The sequence below is a fragment of the Alphaproteobacteria bacterium 33-17 genome, from assembly GCA_001897445.1.
Lineage (GTDB): Bacteria > Pseudomonadota > Alphaproteobacteria > Rickettsiales > 33-17 > 33-17.
The window spans coordinates 91262-107878 of record MKSX01000027.1; the positions used below are offsets into that span (position 1 = coordinate 91262).

14 protein-coding genes are annotated in these 16617 nt (G+C 32.8%); 7 read left to right on the forward strand and 7 right to left on the reverse strand.

Annotated features, from left to right (window positions below; genetic code table 11):
- The 4 genes from BGO27_05325 to BGO27_05340 form a co-directional block, all read right to left on the reverse strand.
- Window positions 1–720 (reverse strand): transcriptional regulator, encoded by a 720-nt coding sequence (locus BGO27_05325; GenBank protein ID OJV12141.1) that lies wholly within the window; start codon window positions 718–720, stop codon window positions 1–3.
- Window positions 721–824: 104 nt separating this feature from the next.
- Window positions 825–2207 carry a hypothetical protein gene (locus BGO27_05330; protein OJV12142.1) on the reverse strand — a complete coding sequence of 461 codons (1383 nt, stop codon included), beginning with the start codon at window positions 2205–2207 and terminating at the stop codon, window positions 825–827.
- Between the two features lie 73 nt (window positions 2208–2280).
- Window positions 2281–2751, reverse strand: coding sequence for an SsrA-binding protein (locus BGO27_05335; protein OJV12143.1), 471 nt, complete (start codon window positions 2749–2751; stop codon window positions 2281–2283).
- Window positions 2741–3619: a 4-hydroxy-tetrahydrodipicolinate synthase gene (locus BGO27_05340; GenBank protein ID OJV12144.1), complete on the reverse strand. Its 879-nt coding sequence runs from the start codon at window positions 3617–3619 to the stop codon at window positions 2741–2743. Before BGO27_05340 ends, BGO27_05335 begins: the two co-directional genes overlap by 11 nt.
- A gap of 147 nt (window positions 3620–3766) precedes the next feature.
- Here BGO27_05340 and BGO27_05345 point away from each other — a divergent pair, with 147 nt between their 5' ends.
- From BGO27_05345 to BGO27_05355, 3 genes are read left to right on the forward strand one after another with little or no spacing between them, the layout of a single operon-like run.
- Window positions 3767–4099 (forward strand): hypothetical protein, encoded by a 333-nt coding sequence (locus tag BGO27_05345; GenBank protein ID OJV12145.1) that lies wholly within the window; start codon window positions 3767–3769, stop codon window positions 4097–4099.
- Window positions 4100–4102: 3 nt separating this feature from the next.
- A complete protein-coding gene (locus BGO27_05350) occupies window positions 4103–4906 on the forward strand; it encodes a hypothetical protein (GenBank protein OJV12146.1) in 804 nt (267 codons plus the stop codon).
- On the forward strand, window positions 4896–6194 hold the full coding sequence (locus BGO27_05355; protein ID OJV12147.1) for a hypothetical protein: 1299 nt from the start codon (window positions 4896–4898) through the stop codon (window positions 6192–6194). Before BGO27_05350 ends, BGO27_05355 begins: the two co-directional genes overlap by 11 nt.
- A 9-nt stretch (window positions 6195–6203) precedes the next feature.
- Here the strand turns inward: BGO27_05355 and BGO27_05360 are convergent, their stop codons facing one another.
- From BGO27_05360 to BGO27_05370, 3 genes are all read right to left on the reverse strand, one after another.
- Window positions 6204–9029, reverse strand: coding sequence for a hypothetical protein (locus BGO27_05360; protein OJV12148.1), 2826 nt, complete (start codon window positions 9027–9029; stop codon window positions 6204–6206).
- 159 nt (window positions 9030–9188) lie between these two features.
- Window positions 9189–10193, reverse strand: coding sequence for a 2-nitropropane dioxygenase (locus BGO27_05365; protein OJV12149.1), 1005 nt, complete (start codon window positions 10191–10193; stop codon window positions 9189–9191).
- A 25-nt stretch (window positions 10194–10218) separates the two neighbouring features.
- On the reverse strand, window positions 10219–10908 hold the full coding sequence (locus BGO27_05370) for a hypothetical protein (protein ID OJV12150.1): 690 nt from the start codon (window positions 10906–10908) through the stop codon (window positions 10219–10221).
- 200 nt (window positions 10909–11108) lie between these two features.
- Between BGO27_05370 and BGO27_05375 the strand changes: the two genes are divergently transcribed.
- From BGO27_05375 to BGO27_05390, 4 genes are all read left to right on the forward strand, one after another.
- Window positions 11109–13400, forward strand: coding sequence for a hypothetical protein (locus tag BGO27_05375; GenBank protein ID OJV12151.1), 2292 nt, complete (start codon window positions 11109–11111; stop codon window positions 13398–13400).
- A 15-nt stretch (window positions 13401–13415) separates the two neighbouring features.
- Window positions 13416–13931, forward strand: coding sequence for a hypothetical protein (locus BGO27_05380; GenBank protein OJV12152.1), 516 nt, complete (start codon window positions 13416–13418; stop codon window positions 13929–13931).
- Between the two features lie 120 nt (window positions 13932–14051).
- Window positions 14052–15632, forward strand: a complete 1581-nt coding sequence (locus tag BGO27_05385; GenBank protein OJV12153.1) for a hypothetical protein — start codon at window positions 14052–14054, stop codon at window positions 15630–15632.
- 96 nt (window positions 15633–15728) lie between these two features.
- Window positions 15729–16613, forward strand: a complete 885-nt coding sequence (locus BGO27_05390) for a hypothetical protein (protein OJV12154.1) — start codon at window positions 15729–15731, stop codon at window positions 16611–16613.
- The last annotated feature ends 4 nt before the right edge of the window (window positions 16614–16617 follow it).

The following is a 16617-nucleotide window of genomic DNA, read 5'->3' on the forward strand; positions in this document are numbered from 1 at the left end:
TTATTCTTCAAAGCTGAAGTTGCCGTATACGTTTTGAACGTCATCGCTGTCTTCTAAAGCGTCAATCATTTTAGTAAGTTTTTCAGCTTGCTCACCAGTTACCAGCGTTACATTGTGTGGTTTCCATGTTAGTGCAGCACTTAGAGCAGAGCCAAAAGTCGCTTCTAATGCTTCTTTAACCTTATGAAAGCTATCAATTGCTGTAATAATTTCATGACCTTCTTCAGTTGAAATACAATCATCTGCACCTGCTTCAATAGATGCTTCTAAGATTTTGTCGCTGTCAATGTCAGCTGTGTAAAGAATTTGACCAATGCGGTCAAACATGAAGCTAACGCTGCCTGTTTCACCTAGTTGTCCACTGTATTTATTAAATGCGGCTCTAACATCGGATGCTGTTCTGTTGCGATTATCGGTTAGTGCCTCGACAATAATTGCTATGCCGCCAGCTCCATAACCTTCATATCTGATTTCATCGTAGTTTTCGGTTGATCCTGAGTCGGTCGCTTTTTTAATTGCCCCGTCAATTCTGTCTTTAGGCATGTTATGGCTACGAGCCATATCAATTGCTAGACGTAATTTAGGGTTAAAAGTAATATCAGGGTTAGATTTGGCAGCAACATATATTTCCCTCACAAGTTTAGTAAACATTTTAGCGCGTTTTGCGTCCTGTGCGCCTTTTCTGTGCATAATATTTTTAAACTGGGAATGTCCTGCCATTTAAATCTCCTAACTTGCATACAAAATCTATATTGCAACTTTATGCCAAAATAACTAAATAATAGCAAATAAAATTTAATAAATATTAGTAAAAGTCTATTAAATTACAATGATCGTAAGTTTTGTTGCTCAGGTTTATAGGATTTATCTGTACAATTTACTTTTAAATGGTTAATCGGCGCATTATCGACTATTTGATTTTTATCGATGTCTATAATTTTCAACTTGGTAATATAATTACTTTTTGTATGTATTATAAATGGATTTTTACCATTGTACTGTTTAAAGAAAATTGCCGGAAGTTCAATAAGCTTGTTATCTACATTTTTTAAATCAATAATAATTTTCCCGCCTCTGCTGGTAATAATATCTGCTAATTTTTCAAAGATACTATATAAACTGATTTTATCCTGAGTCTCAGAATCAGTTTTTTCATAGCAATAATTATAATAAAGTTTATAACTTTCGTTGAAATATAAATTGATATTATTTGCTTTTGGTAAAACCATTTGATTAATCGGAATCCTTAAATCATGAATATTAAGTGATATTAAGCCTAAAAATTTTTGTGAAATATAGTGTAGTGGTGAATAATTATCGACTGAATATAATGTAATAATAGAAGTATAGTTTGTATTTAAATTTTTAAATTCTAAAGCTTCCTGATTAATATCTTTTATTATTATATGTCTTACATATTTAGGCCATATTATGTTGGATTGTAATGTATTTTGCATATCTAGAAATATTTCATTTGCAACTTCAATCTTGCTTAAATCGATTGTTTTTACAGTGTCTGAAATACATATCTCAAAGGTATTTATATGTTTTGGAGCGGTTTTTAATATGTAATTGGTAATGTTTTGTGTTAATGGATGTTCTAAATATGATAATTTTAGATTTTCGATGTTAGGAAATCTTTGAAATATTTTACTTAAATTTTCTGGTCTAATTTCAAAATTATGAGGGTCAATTATTATATGAAGGGAGATGCAATTTTTAAAAATAATATTCAAATTATTATCATCAAGTAGAATGCTTAGAGGCAATTTAATATCTATGGCATTTTGGAATATAGCTAAATCAATATCTTGTTTTCTATGTGCGTTATGAATTTTAAAGCTTTCTATATAGGGTAGTATACAATTTAACTTGGATTTGATGCGTATAATACTTTTGTTATCGCAGTCTATATTTTTAAGATTTCGCGTAATATTTAAAAGTCCAACCTCTGAATTATGAATCAATATATTTGTTAAAGACTCAAAACTAGCAATATTAAGCACGCCATATTGTCTTGGGGTGGTGGTTTCAGGGTCTCTTAGTATTAAGTTTTTAAAGTATGTAGTGCAGCGGTTTTGAGTAAAGGAATTTTGTCTACTTGCTATAAAAGTATTTGATGGAGCGTAATCAATTAATATACTGCTTTTAAATTTTTTATTAGGTGAGTTTGACGACACGTTATCTTGCAATTTTCTTTTAGACATAATAAATAGAACCTAGTCATTAATATTTCAAATTTATTAATAATATATTAACGACTAAATTGCAAGATTGTTTTTATTTATTTTTAAGAATTCTTTGTTTTTCTCTGTTCCAGTCTCTTTCTTTTATAGCCTCACGTTTATCATAATTAGCCTTGCCTTGTACTAAAGCAACCTCAACTTTAATGAAGTTCCTTGAGTTAAAATACATTTTCAGTGGAACCATAGTTAAGCCTTTTTGCTTAATTTTGCCTATTAACCTATTGATCTCTTTATGTTTCATCAGTAGCTTGCGCTTACGTTTAGGCTCATGGTTAAAGCGATTGGCGCCTTTATATTCCGAAATATGGCAATTTAACAAATACATCTCGCCATTTTCATCTGTAATAAATGAGTCGTTTAAGTTAGCCTTACCATCGCGGGATGCCTTGACTTCACTGCCCAGTAATACAATTCCAGCCTCAAAAGTCTCTAAAATATGATAATCATGACGAGCTTTGCGGTTTTCACAAATATTCCTAACGTGTTTTTCGTTTTTAGAGCTCATAAAACTTTCTCAACTCATCTTTTACTTTGGTTTCAAGCTTTGAATCCAGGGGGATTAGAGGCATACGAAGATTATTTTTGCATAAACCAAGTACGCTCATAGCATATTTCACCGGAATTGGGTTGCTTTCAATAAACATAAGATCAGTAATTTTATAAATTCTGTTATGTATTTCAAGCGCATCGGAGTACATTTGTTCATCACAAAGTGCATTCAGCTTCACTACGCTATCGGGTAAAATATTTGATACCACAGATACGCAGCCTTTAGCGCCTAAGCTTCGAGCAGGTAATGTTAAGTTGTCATCGCCGCATAATACATCAAAATTACTTGAAATTGCGCTAAGCTCCGCAAAGCGTGTTACATCATTTGTAGATTCTTTAATAGCCACAATATTAGGTATTTCAGCTAAATCAGCCACTGTCTCGACATTCATGCTAACCACAGCTCTTCCTGGAACATTGTATAACATAATCGGTAAGTCAGTAGATGCTGCGACTTCTTTAAAATGATAATACATACCTTTTTGAGTTGGTTTATTATAGTATGGGGTCACTAGTATAACGCCGTCTGCACCTGCTTCTTCAGCAATTTTTACCTGATTAATAGTTTTAGATGTAGTATTCAAACCAGCGCCAACTATTAATGGTACTTTATCTTTCGTTATTTTGCGTGCATTTCTTATAAGCTCGATGTATTCATCTTCAGTTAGATTCGCTGATTCACCCGTAGAACCGCTAACTACTAAGCCTGACACACCATTTTCAATTTGCCATTTTAATATTTGCTTAAATGCCACTACATCAAGTTTGTCATTATCATCAAATGGGGTGATAACTGCTGTAAATGTTCCGCTATATATTGTCATATGTTATATATTTGATTTTTATAAAAATTTTCCTTTTCTTATTTTTAAACTACTTTTATTGTGTTTTGAAGTATTATTTTGCTTGAAAGGGTAAGAATTTGTTTGTATTATATATGTAAATGAGAATCATTATCAATTAGACGGTTTATGGATAAGTTATTTTTAAGTTTAGTATTAGTTTTTGGGTATGTAAACAATGCTTCTGCAAAGGAAGTTTATTTTGCAGAAATAGTAATTGAAAATCATAAATTTCACCCAAATGTGCTAGAGTTGCCCAAGGATGTTAAAGTAAAGCTTAAGGTTATAAATAAAGATCCTACGCCTGAGGAATTTGAAAGTATCGAGCTTAAGAGAGAAAAAGTTGTGTCTGGTAATTCGGATACTATAATTAGTTTTGGCCCCTTGAAACCGGGTGAATATAAATTTTTTGGTGAGTTTCATGAAGAAACCGCACAAGGTAAAATAGTTGTAAAGGAATAAATTATGTTGTTATCAGCAGGACTTATAGTATTTAGAGAAGCTTTAGAGATAGTAATTATACTTACTATTCTGGCTGGCGCTACAAAAAATATACCGCACCGAAATCATTACATGCTTTTAGGAGTGGCTATAGGGACGGTGGGTTCTGCTATGCTTGGCTTTGTTTCTGATGACATAGATTCATATTTCGGTGGTGTTGGTCAGGAAGTTTTAAATGGTGTAATGCTTATTATTACTGCAATAATGATAGGTTTTACAGTTATATGGATGACTAAAAACGGACGTAAAAGTGGTTCAAAATTAAAGAAAGTTGTTGCTGAAATTGAGTCAGGTAGTAAAAAACCATATCATTTAGTAAGTTTAGTAGCGCTTTTGATGCTTAGAGAAGGCTCGGAAATAGTATTATATGTATCTAGCCTTATGATTGTTGCTAAGCATAGTATTCTCTCAATTCTATTTGCTTCTGTTTGTGGTGCTTTAGCCGCTGTAATGGCTGGTTTAATTGCTTATAATACAGCTAATCAGTTTGTGAAAAAACATATTTTTACAGTAAGTAACTGGCTTATGATATTTATAGCTGCTGGTCTTGCTAATCAGGGCGTGGGATTTTTAATTGCAGCAGATCAATTACCTGAGGTAATTTCAAGTTTATGGAATGTGAATAGTTTTCTACCAGATGCTGCCTTATTTTTTATAAGAAGTTTCCTGGGCAATATTACAAATCCATCTTTTACTGAAATGCTAACATTTGTAATAGTAATTGCCACTATGTCAACGGCATACAAAAGGGCAGTAAATGCTAAATAAATCCAAAAGATTTAGCATAGTATTTTTAGCGTTACTAAGTTTTAGTAATCAGGCTTTTTCTTTAAATCTTATACGAGATGCTGAAATAGAAGAGTCTTTATCATCTATAACGCGTTCTATTTCTAAGCATTCTCAGCTACATGGCGACCTTAGCGTTTATATTGTAGATGACAATAAAATCAATGCTTTTACGCCAGGTGGTAATCAGATTTTTATAAATACTGGTATGATACTTAAGTGTAAATCATATGATATGATTGCTGCGGTTATTGCCCACGAAATAGGGCATATGCAGTCTGGGCATAAAATTTCTCGTAGGATGAACATAGAAAATGCTCAAATGCTTGGTGCTATGGGTATGCTGCTAAGTTTAGGTAGCATAGTGGCAACTGGTGCCAGTGAAGGGGTCTTTGTTGGAACTCTTTCGGGGGCTGAAGCTATGCAAAGATCAGTTCTTAAGTTCTCAAGAGATCAGGAAATTGCTGCAGACGTAGCAGGGGCGCAGCTTTTAGATAAGGCAAATCTTGGTTATAAAGGCGCAATTAAAGTACTCGAGAGCCTTAAAAGATACGATAAAGTTATGAAGGATGAGTATTTATCTACGCATCCATTTGCGTCTGAACGAATCAAGTTGTACAAAGGTAAGCAAAGTGAAGGTGCTTTGGATGAAACTTTAGCTTTTGCTTATAAAATGGCAAGAAGTAAAACAGAGGCTTATACTTTACCAAATAAAGGCGTTAATGAATTGCCCTTACTTAAAAGTAATAGCCCTGAAGATATATATGAAAAAGCAATTATTGAATATCGTAACTACAGATACGCAGATAGCCTGAAAAATATAGAGCATTTATTGAAAGTAAAGTCAAATTATGCATATTTTCATGAGCTTAAAGGGATGATATTATTTGATTCGGGTAAGTGGCTGGATGGCATTGCAGCAATGGACAGGGCAATTGATCTGTCTAAAAACCCAGATCTTCTTAAAATTCAGAAAGCCTTATATTTGCTTTCAGTCTATGACAAAAACCGTGATAAAAATAACTTAAACAAGGCAGAGAAGGCGCTACTAAGTATAAATAATGAAAATGATATTTATTATAAGCATCATTTGCTTGCCAGAGTTTATGGTAAGCTCGGTAAGTCTACAAGCGTTGAGTATCACTTGGCTGAAATGAACTTTGCGATTGGTAATAAAGAAAGAGCAAAACTTCATGCTCAGAAAGCCCTGAAATTTAAAGACTTACTTAGTAAGTATCAAAAAACAAGGCTTAAAGATTTTGTTGAATAGATTTAATGACTATGATAAATCCATAGCCATCAAACCATTATTTATATCATCAACCATATTTCTAAAGTTTTTTAAAGAATCAGAATCTTCTTTTACATAACCCAGAATACGACTGGTAATATTATCAGGAAGATTTCCTATTTTGAAATTTTTACCAACCTGTGAAAATTTAATGTAAAAACTAAACCTGTTAAAACTTAAAAACTCATTTGGCTTATAATCCATTGCAACCATATTGGATATATAAGGCATAGCTTTTTTAAGTTTATCAAAGCTTATAGGCAAATTTTTAAAATACGAAAGTGGAATGTTTGGTAGATTTCTTTCTTGTAAAAATTGACTAAATTCCTTCTCTTCATTTTCAAGTTTGCTAGCAATTGGCTTATCTTTGATAGCAGAGTAATACTTATTTTTTAAACTGGAAATTGGCCATAGTAAGTCAACTATATCAGTACGCTTATTCATTGAAGCCTTACGTAATGCGCTGCACTTAGATGTTGTAGTTAAGTCATTGATATGTGCATTGTTTTTTATTAAAAGCTCAATGATATTTTTATTGCCTTTGTCTACTGCCATATATAATGCATTTCTGCCATACTTGTTTCTGATATTAAGATCTACGCCATTAGCTGTAATAAGTTTTGGAGCTATATTATAATATCCTGTAAAAATTGCTCTTTGTAACGGGGTGAGGTCATATTTATCTATGATATTAGAATTGGCACCACCAGCAATAAGCTTTTCCAATATTTTATCTTTGCCATAATAAACAGCCAGATTTAAAGGGGTATAACCCTCTCTATCTTGAATATTAAGATCAGCATGATGCTCGATTAGAAATTCGACAGCTTGTAAATTGTCATCTTTTACGAATAGATGTAACATTGTGTTTCCATCTTTATCTTTAATATTTAGATCTGGTTTGCTTCTTATTATGCGTCTTGCAATAGAAAATTGTTTGTTTTTAAGGGCAAAATATAGAGTGTTTGAACCATCTGGAGCTGTGATATAAAGATCTGCGCTAGTGTTTGCAATATAATATAACATTAAATTTTGTAACACTTCCTTGCTATTACATTTTATTGCCCAATAAAATACATTAAGACCATCATTATCGTGAGCATCAATATCTGCGCCTTTCTGTAAAAGTAGTGTAGTTACTTTATCTGAAAAGTTTCTTGCTGCTATAATTAGTGGCGTTGCTCCATTAGCTCCGCGAGCATTGATATTTGCTCCATTTGCGATTAATAGCTTAGCAAATTCAGGGTTTGAATGTGAGGCTGCTACATGAAGTGCAGTGTCATTTCCTGGAAGCTGATAGTTTACGTTTATATTGCTATCTATAAACATTTGTACATAAGAAATGTCTGATCCTCTGCATGCGTAATGTAGAACTGTGTGTCCTGAATTGTCAGCAATATTAATATCAGCATTATGTTTGATGTAAAGTTCAATGAGTTGCTTTTTATTAGAACTTAGCGCTACATGCAATGGGGTTTGACCGAGTGCATTCTGAGCGTCAATATTTGCTCCTCTATTTAAGAATTTTAAAGCCGTTTCAGCGTTAAGCCAATTAGATATATGATGAAGCGGTGTTGTATTTGAGTTATTTGTAATATCAACTCTGGCATTATTATCTAATAAATAATCTAAGATTTCTTCGCTAAAAGCCTTAAAATCTCCTTTTTCATTTTTTTGCGCCAAACATATTAATAAAGGCGTATCTCCTTTTATATCCTGCGCATTGATATCGCTTCCATTACTAATTAGCATTCTAACAATGTGAATATTTTGATTTTCCACGGCATAATGAAGCGCTATGCGATTATTTTTATTTACAGTGACAGGATTTGCGCCTTTTTCTAATAATATTCTTACAGCTTCTTTATTTCCTGATATAGTAGCCTCATGTAATGCGGTGTTGCCAAATTCATCCTGTATATTAACATCTGTACCTTGCTCTACTAAGTACTGGAATATATCATTTTTTTTGTATTTAAGTGCGCAACTTAAAGCACTTTGATTATTTTGGCATTTTGTATTAACCGAAACGCCTTTGTTGATAAAAGCTTTTACAGCATCCAGTTTGCCATTTTTAATTGCAATTTCAAATGGTGTTCCCCCAAATGGTTTTAAAAAGAAATCAACATTTGCTCCTTTATCTATAAGAAGCTCAATAACTTTGTCTCTTCCATAATCAGCAGCTAAGTATAAAGGAGATTCATATTGTCTTGTGCTATCTATATTTTCTATTTTTGATCCCTGGTTAACTAAGTATTCTACAGCTTCATAGCTTCTGCTTGTGATTGAGGCATGGAGAGGAGTATAACCATGAAAATCCATTGCATGGATATTAGCTTTGTTTTGTATTAGTACTTTCATAACATCAATATGACCATTTTCGGCTGCCAGATGCAATGGGGTTTCCTTATGATCAGCTAAAGCGTCTATGTTAGCCCCAAATTCAATTAATAGCTTAACAATTTCTGTATATCCATGCTCCGCTGCCTTATGCAGAGGTGTTTCTTTTTGAGAATCAGCATAATTAGGATCTTGACCTTTCTCTAAAAGCTTGCGTGCTGATTTAACTAACCCATTCTCGATTGCCCAAATTAATGGTATGCGGTGATAGTGGTCAGTCAGATTGATATTGGCATTATTATCAATTAATAATGCTGCCGCGTCATCTTGATGATGAATTAATGCCCAGTTTAAGGCTGTAGAGCCCAGGTTATTTTTCTCATCAATATTAGTATTTCCTTCCAGAAGTCTTTGAATTTCTTCTAAGTTTCCTTCTTTTGCAGCTTTATGCAAGGGAATTTCTTTGTCATACATATCAAATTACCGCTAAAAATATAAATAGTTTATTAACTTATATCATAATTTAGTGTAAATATCAAGTTATGAGTAGGCTGTAAATTAACTCAAGATTAATGCTTGGGTAAGTAACTGTTATATATATTTTTTTTATATTTTTGAAGAAAGCAAAATAAGTTATAATTTACCTAAAAACTGCTCAGCACTATTTATAAGATTCATTATAATGTCTTTAGCAGGTTCGATCTTTTTTACAAGCCCAACAGATTGACCGGCCATAAGAGAGCCGTTTTCTACATCACCATCTACAACGGCGCGACGCAGCGCACCCGCCCAGTAATGCTCGATTTTGAGCTGAGCATCTTCCTTAGATAGTTCGCCTTTATAAAACTGATTAATAACTTCTCTCTGAAATTTTAAAAATTCTTTAGTGCCTTTATTATCAATGGCTCTTACTGGAATAACAGGGAAGTTTTCATCAAGCTGAACGCTAGCATTTGCATCTCTTGAGTTTGCTTTAACAAATGCATTCTTGAAGTTTTCGTGAGCAATAGATTCGCTTGCGCACACAAACATAGTGCCTAACTGGCAGCCAGCTGCGCCTTGAAGTAAGTATGTTGCAATCATCTCGCCTGAACCAATACCGCCAGCAACAAATACAGGCACTTCGTCTTTAATATGTGGTAAAATTTCCTGGACTAAAACCGAAGTAGAAACGGGTCCAATATGTCCACCTGCTTCCATGCCCTCAATAACAATAGCATCAGCACCTGATTTTATGAGCTTTTTAGCAATAATAAGAGCTGGGGCAAAGCATAAAACTTTCACGCCTGCTTCTTTAAGCTTTTGAATATGCGCGGTTTTTGGAAGCCCTCCGGCTAAAACTACATATTTTATGCCTTTGTTTATGCAAACATCAATAAGCTCATCCATTTGAGGATGCATAGTAATTAAATTAACGCCAAAATTCTTTTCGGTTAGGGCAAAGGTTTTATCAATTTCTTTGCTCAACAATTCTGGAGGCATTGCAGAACAGGCAATAACACCAAATGCGCCTGCATTTGAAATTGCTGCAACTAAATTAGCCTCACTTACCCACGACATTGCGCCAGCAAGTATAGCATGTTCGCACCCTAAAAAGGAGCAGCCCTTATTCATAAGGGCTTTTAAATTTTTGCTCATATTAACTTAATTAGATTGTTAGTTTTTATATATCAGCAACAGATGCAGAAACTGTTTCAGGCTCATTTAAAACATTATCAACTGTTACATTAAAGCTAAGCTCATTAGTGTTTCTTGTGAGTTCAAGTTTGCCATTTGTATTTTCAAGTAATCTTGAAGTATATAAATATAGTACGTTTTGGCTATTGAAAACTAAATTAAGGTTTTTGTCCGCAAGGATTTTTACTGCGTCATTTTCAACTTTAACGCCTTGTGGGCTGTAAGCTTTTGTTATAAAAGAAATTTTGCCTTCTTTAGCATTATCAATTTCAATATCAACTGAACCGCCATAAATTAAACTGCTTGCAACTATTAAAACTGAGATAATCAAAGCTTTAGATGCTGCGCTTGTCATGTTAATTTCGTCAGGGCGAGTTAAATTTTTCCAGTTAAAAGTAATGGGCTTCTCAGAAAAATAAGCGCTTATCATCGGTTTGATTTTGTTTAAGCTTACTTCAGAGTTTGCAGGAGAATAACCAAGTACTGCTTTAAATAACTCTAATCTTGAAACAGCCTGAGATGAACTTAACTGCATAAGCTCAATAGCTTTTTGATGAACATCTGAGCGGGATTCCTTTAAAAATTCTGCACCGTTATTCATCGCCCCAACAGGGCCTGCAAGATCATGAAAAACTTTTGACATTAAAAGTTGAGAAACTTCAAAATCGCTAATCATTGTTTACCACCTAAATTGTTAAAGATATCTGTATTACAATATACATAACCGCAATTTTTGCAATATACAAACTAATTTTTAGTATAATGCAAATAAATTTAATTATTTATAATCAAAAAATTGTAGAAAAGGTATAGATTTTTAATATTATTAAACTATACTTAGTTTTAGTGTAATCATCTGATTTAAAAAGAAATATTATGACAAAAATTTCAAAAATTGCCGTTATCGGCTCTGGAACCATGGGGTCAAATATAGCCGCTTTAATTGCAAGCGCGGGCTATAGTGTTTTATTATTCGACATTGCGTCAAATGATAAAGACAGATCTTCAATAGCAAAAAAAGCTATAGAAAACATTCTTTCCAGTCCATTAAAGCCGCTAATGGACAAGAGTCTATCTAAAAATATTACGCCCGCTAATCTGGACGATGACTTAAAAGAGCTGGAGTCAGTTGATTGGGTGGTTGAGGCAATTGTTGAAAACATTGATATTAAAAAAAATCTATATGCAAAAATCACCCAATACTTAAGTAAAACAGCTATCATCTCATCTAATACTTCAACTATCCCCTTAAAGGATTTGGTTAAGGATTTAGATGAAAATTTTGCAACTCAATTTGTAATAACTCATTTCTTTAACCCTCCGCGTTATCTTGATTTATTAGAGTTTGTTACTTTAGAAAATACTAAACCTGAAGTAATTGAAACTATTAAAAATTTCTGTGAAATTACACTAGGTAAGCAAATTGTAAACTGTAAGGACACGCCAGGATTTATTGCTAATAGAATAGGTTGTTACTGGCTGGAGCAAGGATTAAGAATAGCTATTCAGGAAAATGTACCGATTGATATGGCTGATAAAGCTGTTGCAGAATATACAGGAATACCTAAAACAGGGGTATTTGGGTTATGGGATTTAATAGGAATTGACCTAATGCCGATGATAACAAAATCAACCGTGTCAAATTTAAGTGATTCTGATGATTATGTTAAAATTAGCAAAGATAAAGTTGATATTGTTGATAAATTAATTGCAGAAAAGCGTTTAGGCAGAAAAACAAAGGCAGGATTTTATAAAATTGAAAAATCAGACTCAGGAAATAAGACTTTAATAACTGACCTTAAAACTGGTGAGTACATTGAGTCATCTGGTTCAAAAATTGAGAAAATTGAGAATTTAAAATATATTCAGTCACTTCCTTCTAACTATGGTCGTTTTGTATGGAGACTTACCTATAAAATGCTGAATTATGCAGCTGGCTTAATCCCATCGGCAGCTTATAATATAAAAGATATTGATACTGCTATGAAAGAGGGGTATGGCTGGAAGTATGGTCCTTTTGAGCTTATAGATATGCTGTCTGATGATAAGCAGGTTGGGGCTGAATGGTTAAGAATTCACATTGAAATATTAGGTGAAAAGCCAGCACTATTGCTTAAAGAAATAGGTAATAAAAAGTTTTATAACAATGATACTTATTTTGATAACGGCAATTATAAGCCAGTATCGCAAGAAAATATCATAACTTATAAAAAGTTATCTACACTTCCACCAATTATTGAGTCCAAATCAGCAAAACTAGTTGATATTGGTAATGATATTTTATGTTTAATGCTAACTAATAAAATGGGTGTATTAGATAGCGATGCTTTTGATGTCATTATTAAATCTGTAAGCTATATGGATAAGAACCCTTTCGACGGAATGATTATAGCGGGAGATGAAGATAATTTTTGTGCAGGTGCAGATGTTAATAATTTTATAGCCTATCATGAAAATAAAGAATTTGATAAAGTAGCTGAATTATTAAAACATGGTCAGCTTGCTATGAATACTATTAAAAACTCAGTAAAACCTGTTGTTTGTGCTATAAATGGTGTGGCTTTTGGAGGGGGATGTGAGCTTGCCCTTCATGCAAAAGGCGTTCAAGTTCATGCTAATAGTAAAGTTGGCTTAGTAGAAACTCGTATAGGTCTTATACCTGGCTGGGGTGGATGCAAAGAAATGGTAATGAAACCATTTAGAAGTACTAATATTACAAGACCTTCGCAGGAGATTGTTAATAATTTTAATTTAGTATTTAATGCCATTAATAGTGATTCTGCTATAGAAGCAATTAACTTGGGCTATTTAAGCGTTAATTCGACGCAAATTACTTTTAATAAAAAACGCCTGCTCGAAGATGCTAAACAATATGCCATAAAACTAGCTAAAAATAAAACACTTGCATATCCATCATTTGTTATGATCGATGCCGAGCTAATAAATGATAAAGTAGCATCCCTTGTTGATGTAGCAAATTTGTTACCGCACGAAAAGAAGATAATGGAAATCCTGCTTAAGATCTTTACTACTAAGGGTAAATCTATTATAAAAGATGAGGAAATGAATGATATGGAAGTTGATGGCTTTATAGATTTAATTAAAACGGATGCTACATATCAGCGCATGGTTTCGCTTATTAAAAATCGTAAAGTTTTGAAAAATTAGAGAAAGAGGCATTGCTTGAGTAGATTAGATAAAAACATTAAGAAATTGGTTCTTGATTTTATACTTAAGAATATAACTCAGGTAATAAATGCAGTATTCGCGACCGTTGATCCTCCAAAAGAGGCAGTAAGATTTTTGTATCAAAGATTATACTTTGCCTATGCCAGTGAGAAGGCTGTAGTTATTAATAATATTTCTAAGCTGGAAGAACTTTCAAAAGATGCGGTGAAAAGTGATTTTCAGGCAAAAATGGTGCTAAAAATTACCAGACCTATTGTTAAAATTAACTTTCTTGTTAAAGCTGAGTCCAAAATCTTTGAAATGATGAAAATACCTGCGGATTTTGATACTAAAAACAAAGAAAACGTTCAGCTAATTATTAATTACGCAGATAAAGTATTATCTAAATTTATCGATGATATGTTTAAATTCCAGAATGAAAGCACTTCATCTTCAAGGGATGAAGTTGTAGAGCGGGTTACAAAGTCCGTTGATAGCCTTTTTAAGGTTGATAACGAATTTGAGTTCTAAAACTTTAATATCGAATAATTGAATTTTTCACAAAAGTTAATTTATTATCATATTTAGCTTGCGCAAAGTATTGATTTTATGTTATTTTTAAATTAGTAAATTTATTAATGGTATTGCAATATGTATTCCGCTAGGCTAAATTTTAAGATTGTTTCATCCTTATTTTTAATGGCAAGTACTGCATTAAACCATACACATGCAAATTCAGGTGCTTTAGAACAGATTGACCTAGAAGGCGTTACTGTACTAGAGGAAAATGAACTGACAGGTATATATGAGCAGTTCATGGAAAGAGAGATAAATGAAAAAGATGTAAAAGAAATGGAGAACTTGCTGAGTTCAGTTTATATGAAAAAAGGTTTTCCATTTGTGAAGGTGTATTCCGAAACTTCTCCTAATGGTGATGCTATAAATTTCAGGGTTGTGGAAGGATATTTAAAGGAAATTTACTGGCAAGCGGAAGATAGTGAGCCTGATTATATTATTAGACAGATGATTGATAAATATAAAAATAACGAAGCATTTAATTTAAAGGATTTTCAAGATAATCTTATCATTATTAACTCTATGAATACCCGCAAAATTAGCGCTATATTAGACAAATATAAAGATGAAAATGGTAATGAGGTTGAAGGGGCATTTTCAATAACCTTGGTAGAAGATCTGTTAAAGATGGGGACTGTAAGCATAGCTTTTGATAATAATGCGTCAAAACAGCTTGAACGTAACCAACTTACAACATCTGTCAAATTTAATGACCTTATTAGTAAAAATGAGCGATTAAATTTAGCTTTTACAAAATCGCTTTTAAGTAATGATATGAATGCTTTTTCAGGTAGTTATGAAAAAATGATTAACATGTATGGTACTACGGTTGATTATTCATTTAATGCAGGTGCGCAATACCCTATAGGTCTCTTGTCAGAGCTTGATTTTATTAATAAGACAAATTCTAATAGTTTTGGGGTTACTCATCCATTCTACAAAACCTTAACAGAAGGTATGTACGGTAACATTAACTTTGCTATGAAAAATGTAGATACCAAAATGCTGGGTAGTAAATTATATTCAGATAAAATAAGAACTTTAAGCCTTGGTGTTTATGGCGATAAAATGGACTCGTATAATGGTAAGAACACATATTCAGCTGTGTTTATAAGGGGTTTGGATATGTTTGGTGCTTCTGAGGCAAATTCTAGTCTATCATCCAATACAAGCGCTAAACAAGAGTTTAGTAAATTAAAACTTGGTCTTTCGCGTAATCAGTTTTTACCATATGATTTTTCATTTTTTACACGTTTAAAAGGGCAGGTTAGTGGTGATAGTTTGTTGTTATCAGAAAAATTTACAATGGGTGGCGCTGAGTGTGGAAGAGGTTACAATCCTTCGGAATTTTCTGGTGATGCAGGTATTTGCTCTATTGCAGAGATTCGACAAACATATAAAACCAGTATTGATAACCTTATATTTCAGCCATTTGTACATTTTGATACCGGGCAGGTTCATGATGTAATCAGAACATCAGGTGTTAAATCTAAGGCTACGGCGTCTTCCTATGGCGGTGGCACTAAGTTTACACTTCCTATGAATTTTTCGGGTGTTGTATCTTCATCTAAAGGTGTGAACCGTAAAAATTACGCTGGTACTAAAGCTAAGCGCCCAAAAATGACATTTATGCTGGGGTATGATCTGGATTTTTGATATCAATATAAATTTTAGCTTGATTTTAATATAGCCTTATGATAAATAATTAATTTATAAAATTATATTAATTATTTTTTAATAAAAGGTATTGTGATGAAATCGCTATCAAGTTTGATCCATTCTCATGGGTATAATAAGTTATTTATAAATGAAAGATTAGATAGCGGACAGGTTACAAAAAATGAAATTGATCGTGCATTAGTAACTGCAGTTAATCATTGTCATATTGAATTAGCGGAATTATTTATCAATTATGGTGCTGACATTAATTCTAGTATAGAGATGTCAGGTTTGGGCTATGAAATGACTCTGATTCAATTAGCAGTCCTTAAAAAAAATCCTAAAATTTTAGGAATGCTCTTAGATGCGGGAGCAGATGTAAACAAAAAATCAGGTAATGGTTCAACTGCTTTAGATTTAGCTATTCACATTTCTGAAACTGATAAACACCAAGAGGGTGATATAGAAATAATAATGGCGCTTTTATTATCTAAAGGTGCAAAATCCAGCAAGGAATTATTAAAGCCAGCTATTCATGTACAAATACTTCCTATAAAAAGCCAATTTAGATCTAGGCAAGAAGTTCCAAAGCATTTGCTAGAGCTTGATCTTGTAAAAGAAAAAGCTCGTGATGATTTCTGCAGAATGCTAGATTCAGATAATGAAAACGAAAAAGTGCAAGCAAACTTTCTTAATGCTTTTGCTAATTCAAATACATTAACAAGAGAAAAATCCAGAGATTATATAGTTCAAAAAATTACAGAAAAAGGCGAGTGGTCTCAGCCATTACTTTATGCTTTAAATAAGTGCTGTGAAATAAATATCGATGATGAAAAATATGATCAATATGCTCATTTACAAAACTCTATTGAAGTTGATTTCAGAAATCTTGTTAGAACTGGCGATGTAGAAATTGATAAAATTATTGAAAATCACGCAAAATTATATCATCACAAGCAATTTATGACGAGCAAATAAATCA

Coding starts and splice junctions, on each gene's coding strand:
- BGO27_05325 (OJV12141.1), bottom strand. CDS start 720: ATGGCAGGACATTCCCAGTTTAAAAATATTATGCACAGAAAAGGCGCA.
- BGO27_05330 (OJV12142.1), bottom strand. CDS start 2,207: ATGTCTAAAAGAAAATTGCAAGATAACGTGTCGTCAAACTCACCTAAT.
- BGO27_05335 (OJV12143.1), bottom strand. CDS start 2,751: ATGAGCTCTAAAAACGAAAAACACGTTAGGAATATTTGTGAAAACCGC.
- BGO27_05340 (OJV12144.1), bottom strand. CDS start 3,619: ATGACAATATATAGCGGAACATTTACAGCAGTTATCACCCCATTTGAT.
- BGO27_05345 (OJV12145.1), top strand. CDS start 3,767: ATGGATAAGTTATTTTTAAGTTTAGTATTAGTTTTTGGGTATGTAAAC.
- BGO27_05350 (OJV12146.1), top strand. CDS start 4,103: ATGTTGTTATCAGCAGGACTTATAGTATTTAGAGAAGCTTTAGAGATA.
- BGO27_05355 (OJV12147.1), top strand. CDS start 4,896: ATGCTAAATAAATCCAAAAGATTTAGCATAGTATTTTTAGCGTTACTA.
- BGO27_05360 (OJV12148.1), bottom strand. CDS start 9,029: ATGTATGACAAAGAAATTCCCTTGCATAAAGCTGCAAAAGAAGGAAAC.
- BGO27_05365 (OJV12149.1), bottom strand. CDS start 10,193: ATGAGCAAAAATTTAAAAGCCCTTATGAATAAGGGCTGCTCCTTTTTA.
- BGO27_05370 (OJV12150.1), bottom strand. CDS start 10,908: ATGATTAGCGATTTTGAAGTTTCTCAACTTTTAATGTCAAAAGTTTTT.
- BGO27_05375 (OJV12151.1), top strand. CDS start 11,109: ATGACAAAAATTTCAAAAATTGCCGTTATCGGCTCTGGAACCATGGGG.
- BGO27_05385 (OJV12153.1), top strand. CDS start 14,052: ATGTATTCCGCTAGGCTAAATTTTAAGATTGTTTCATCCTTATTTTTA.
- BGO27_05390 (OJV12154.1), top strand. CDS start 15,729: ATGAAATCGCTATCAAGTTTGATCCATTCTCATGGGTATAATAAGTTA.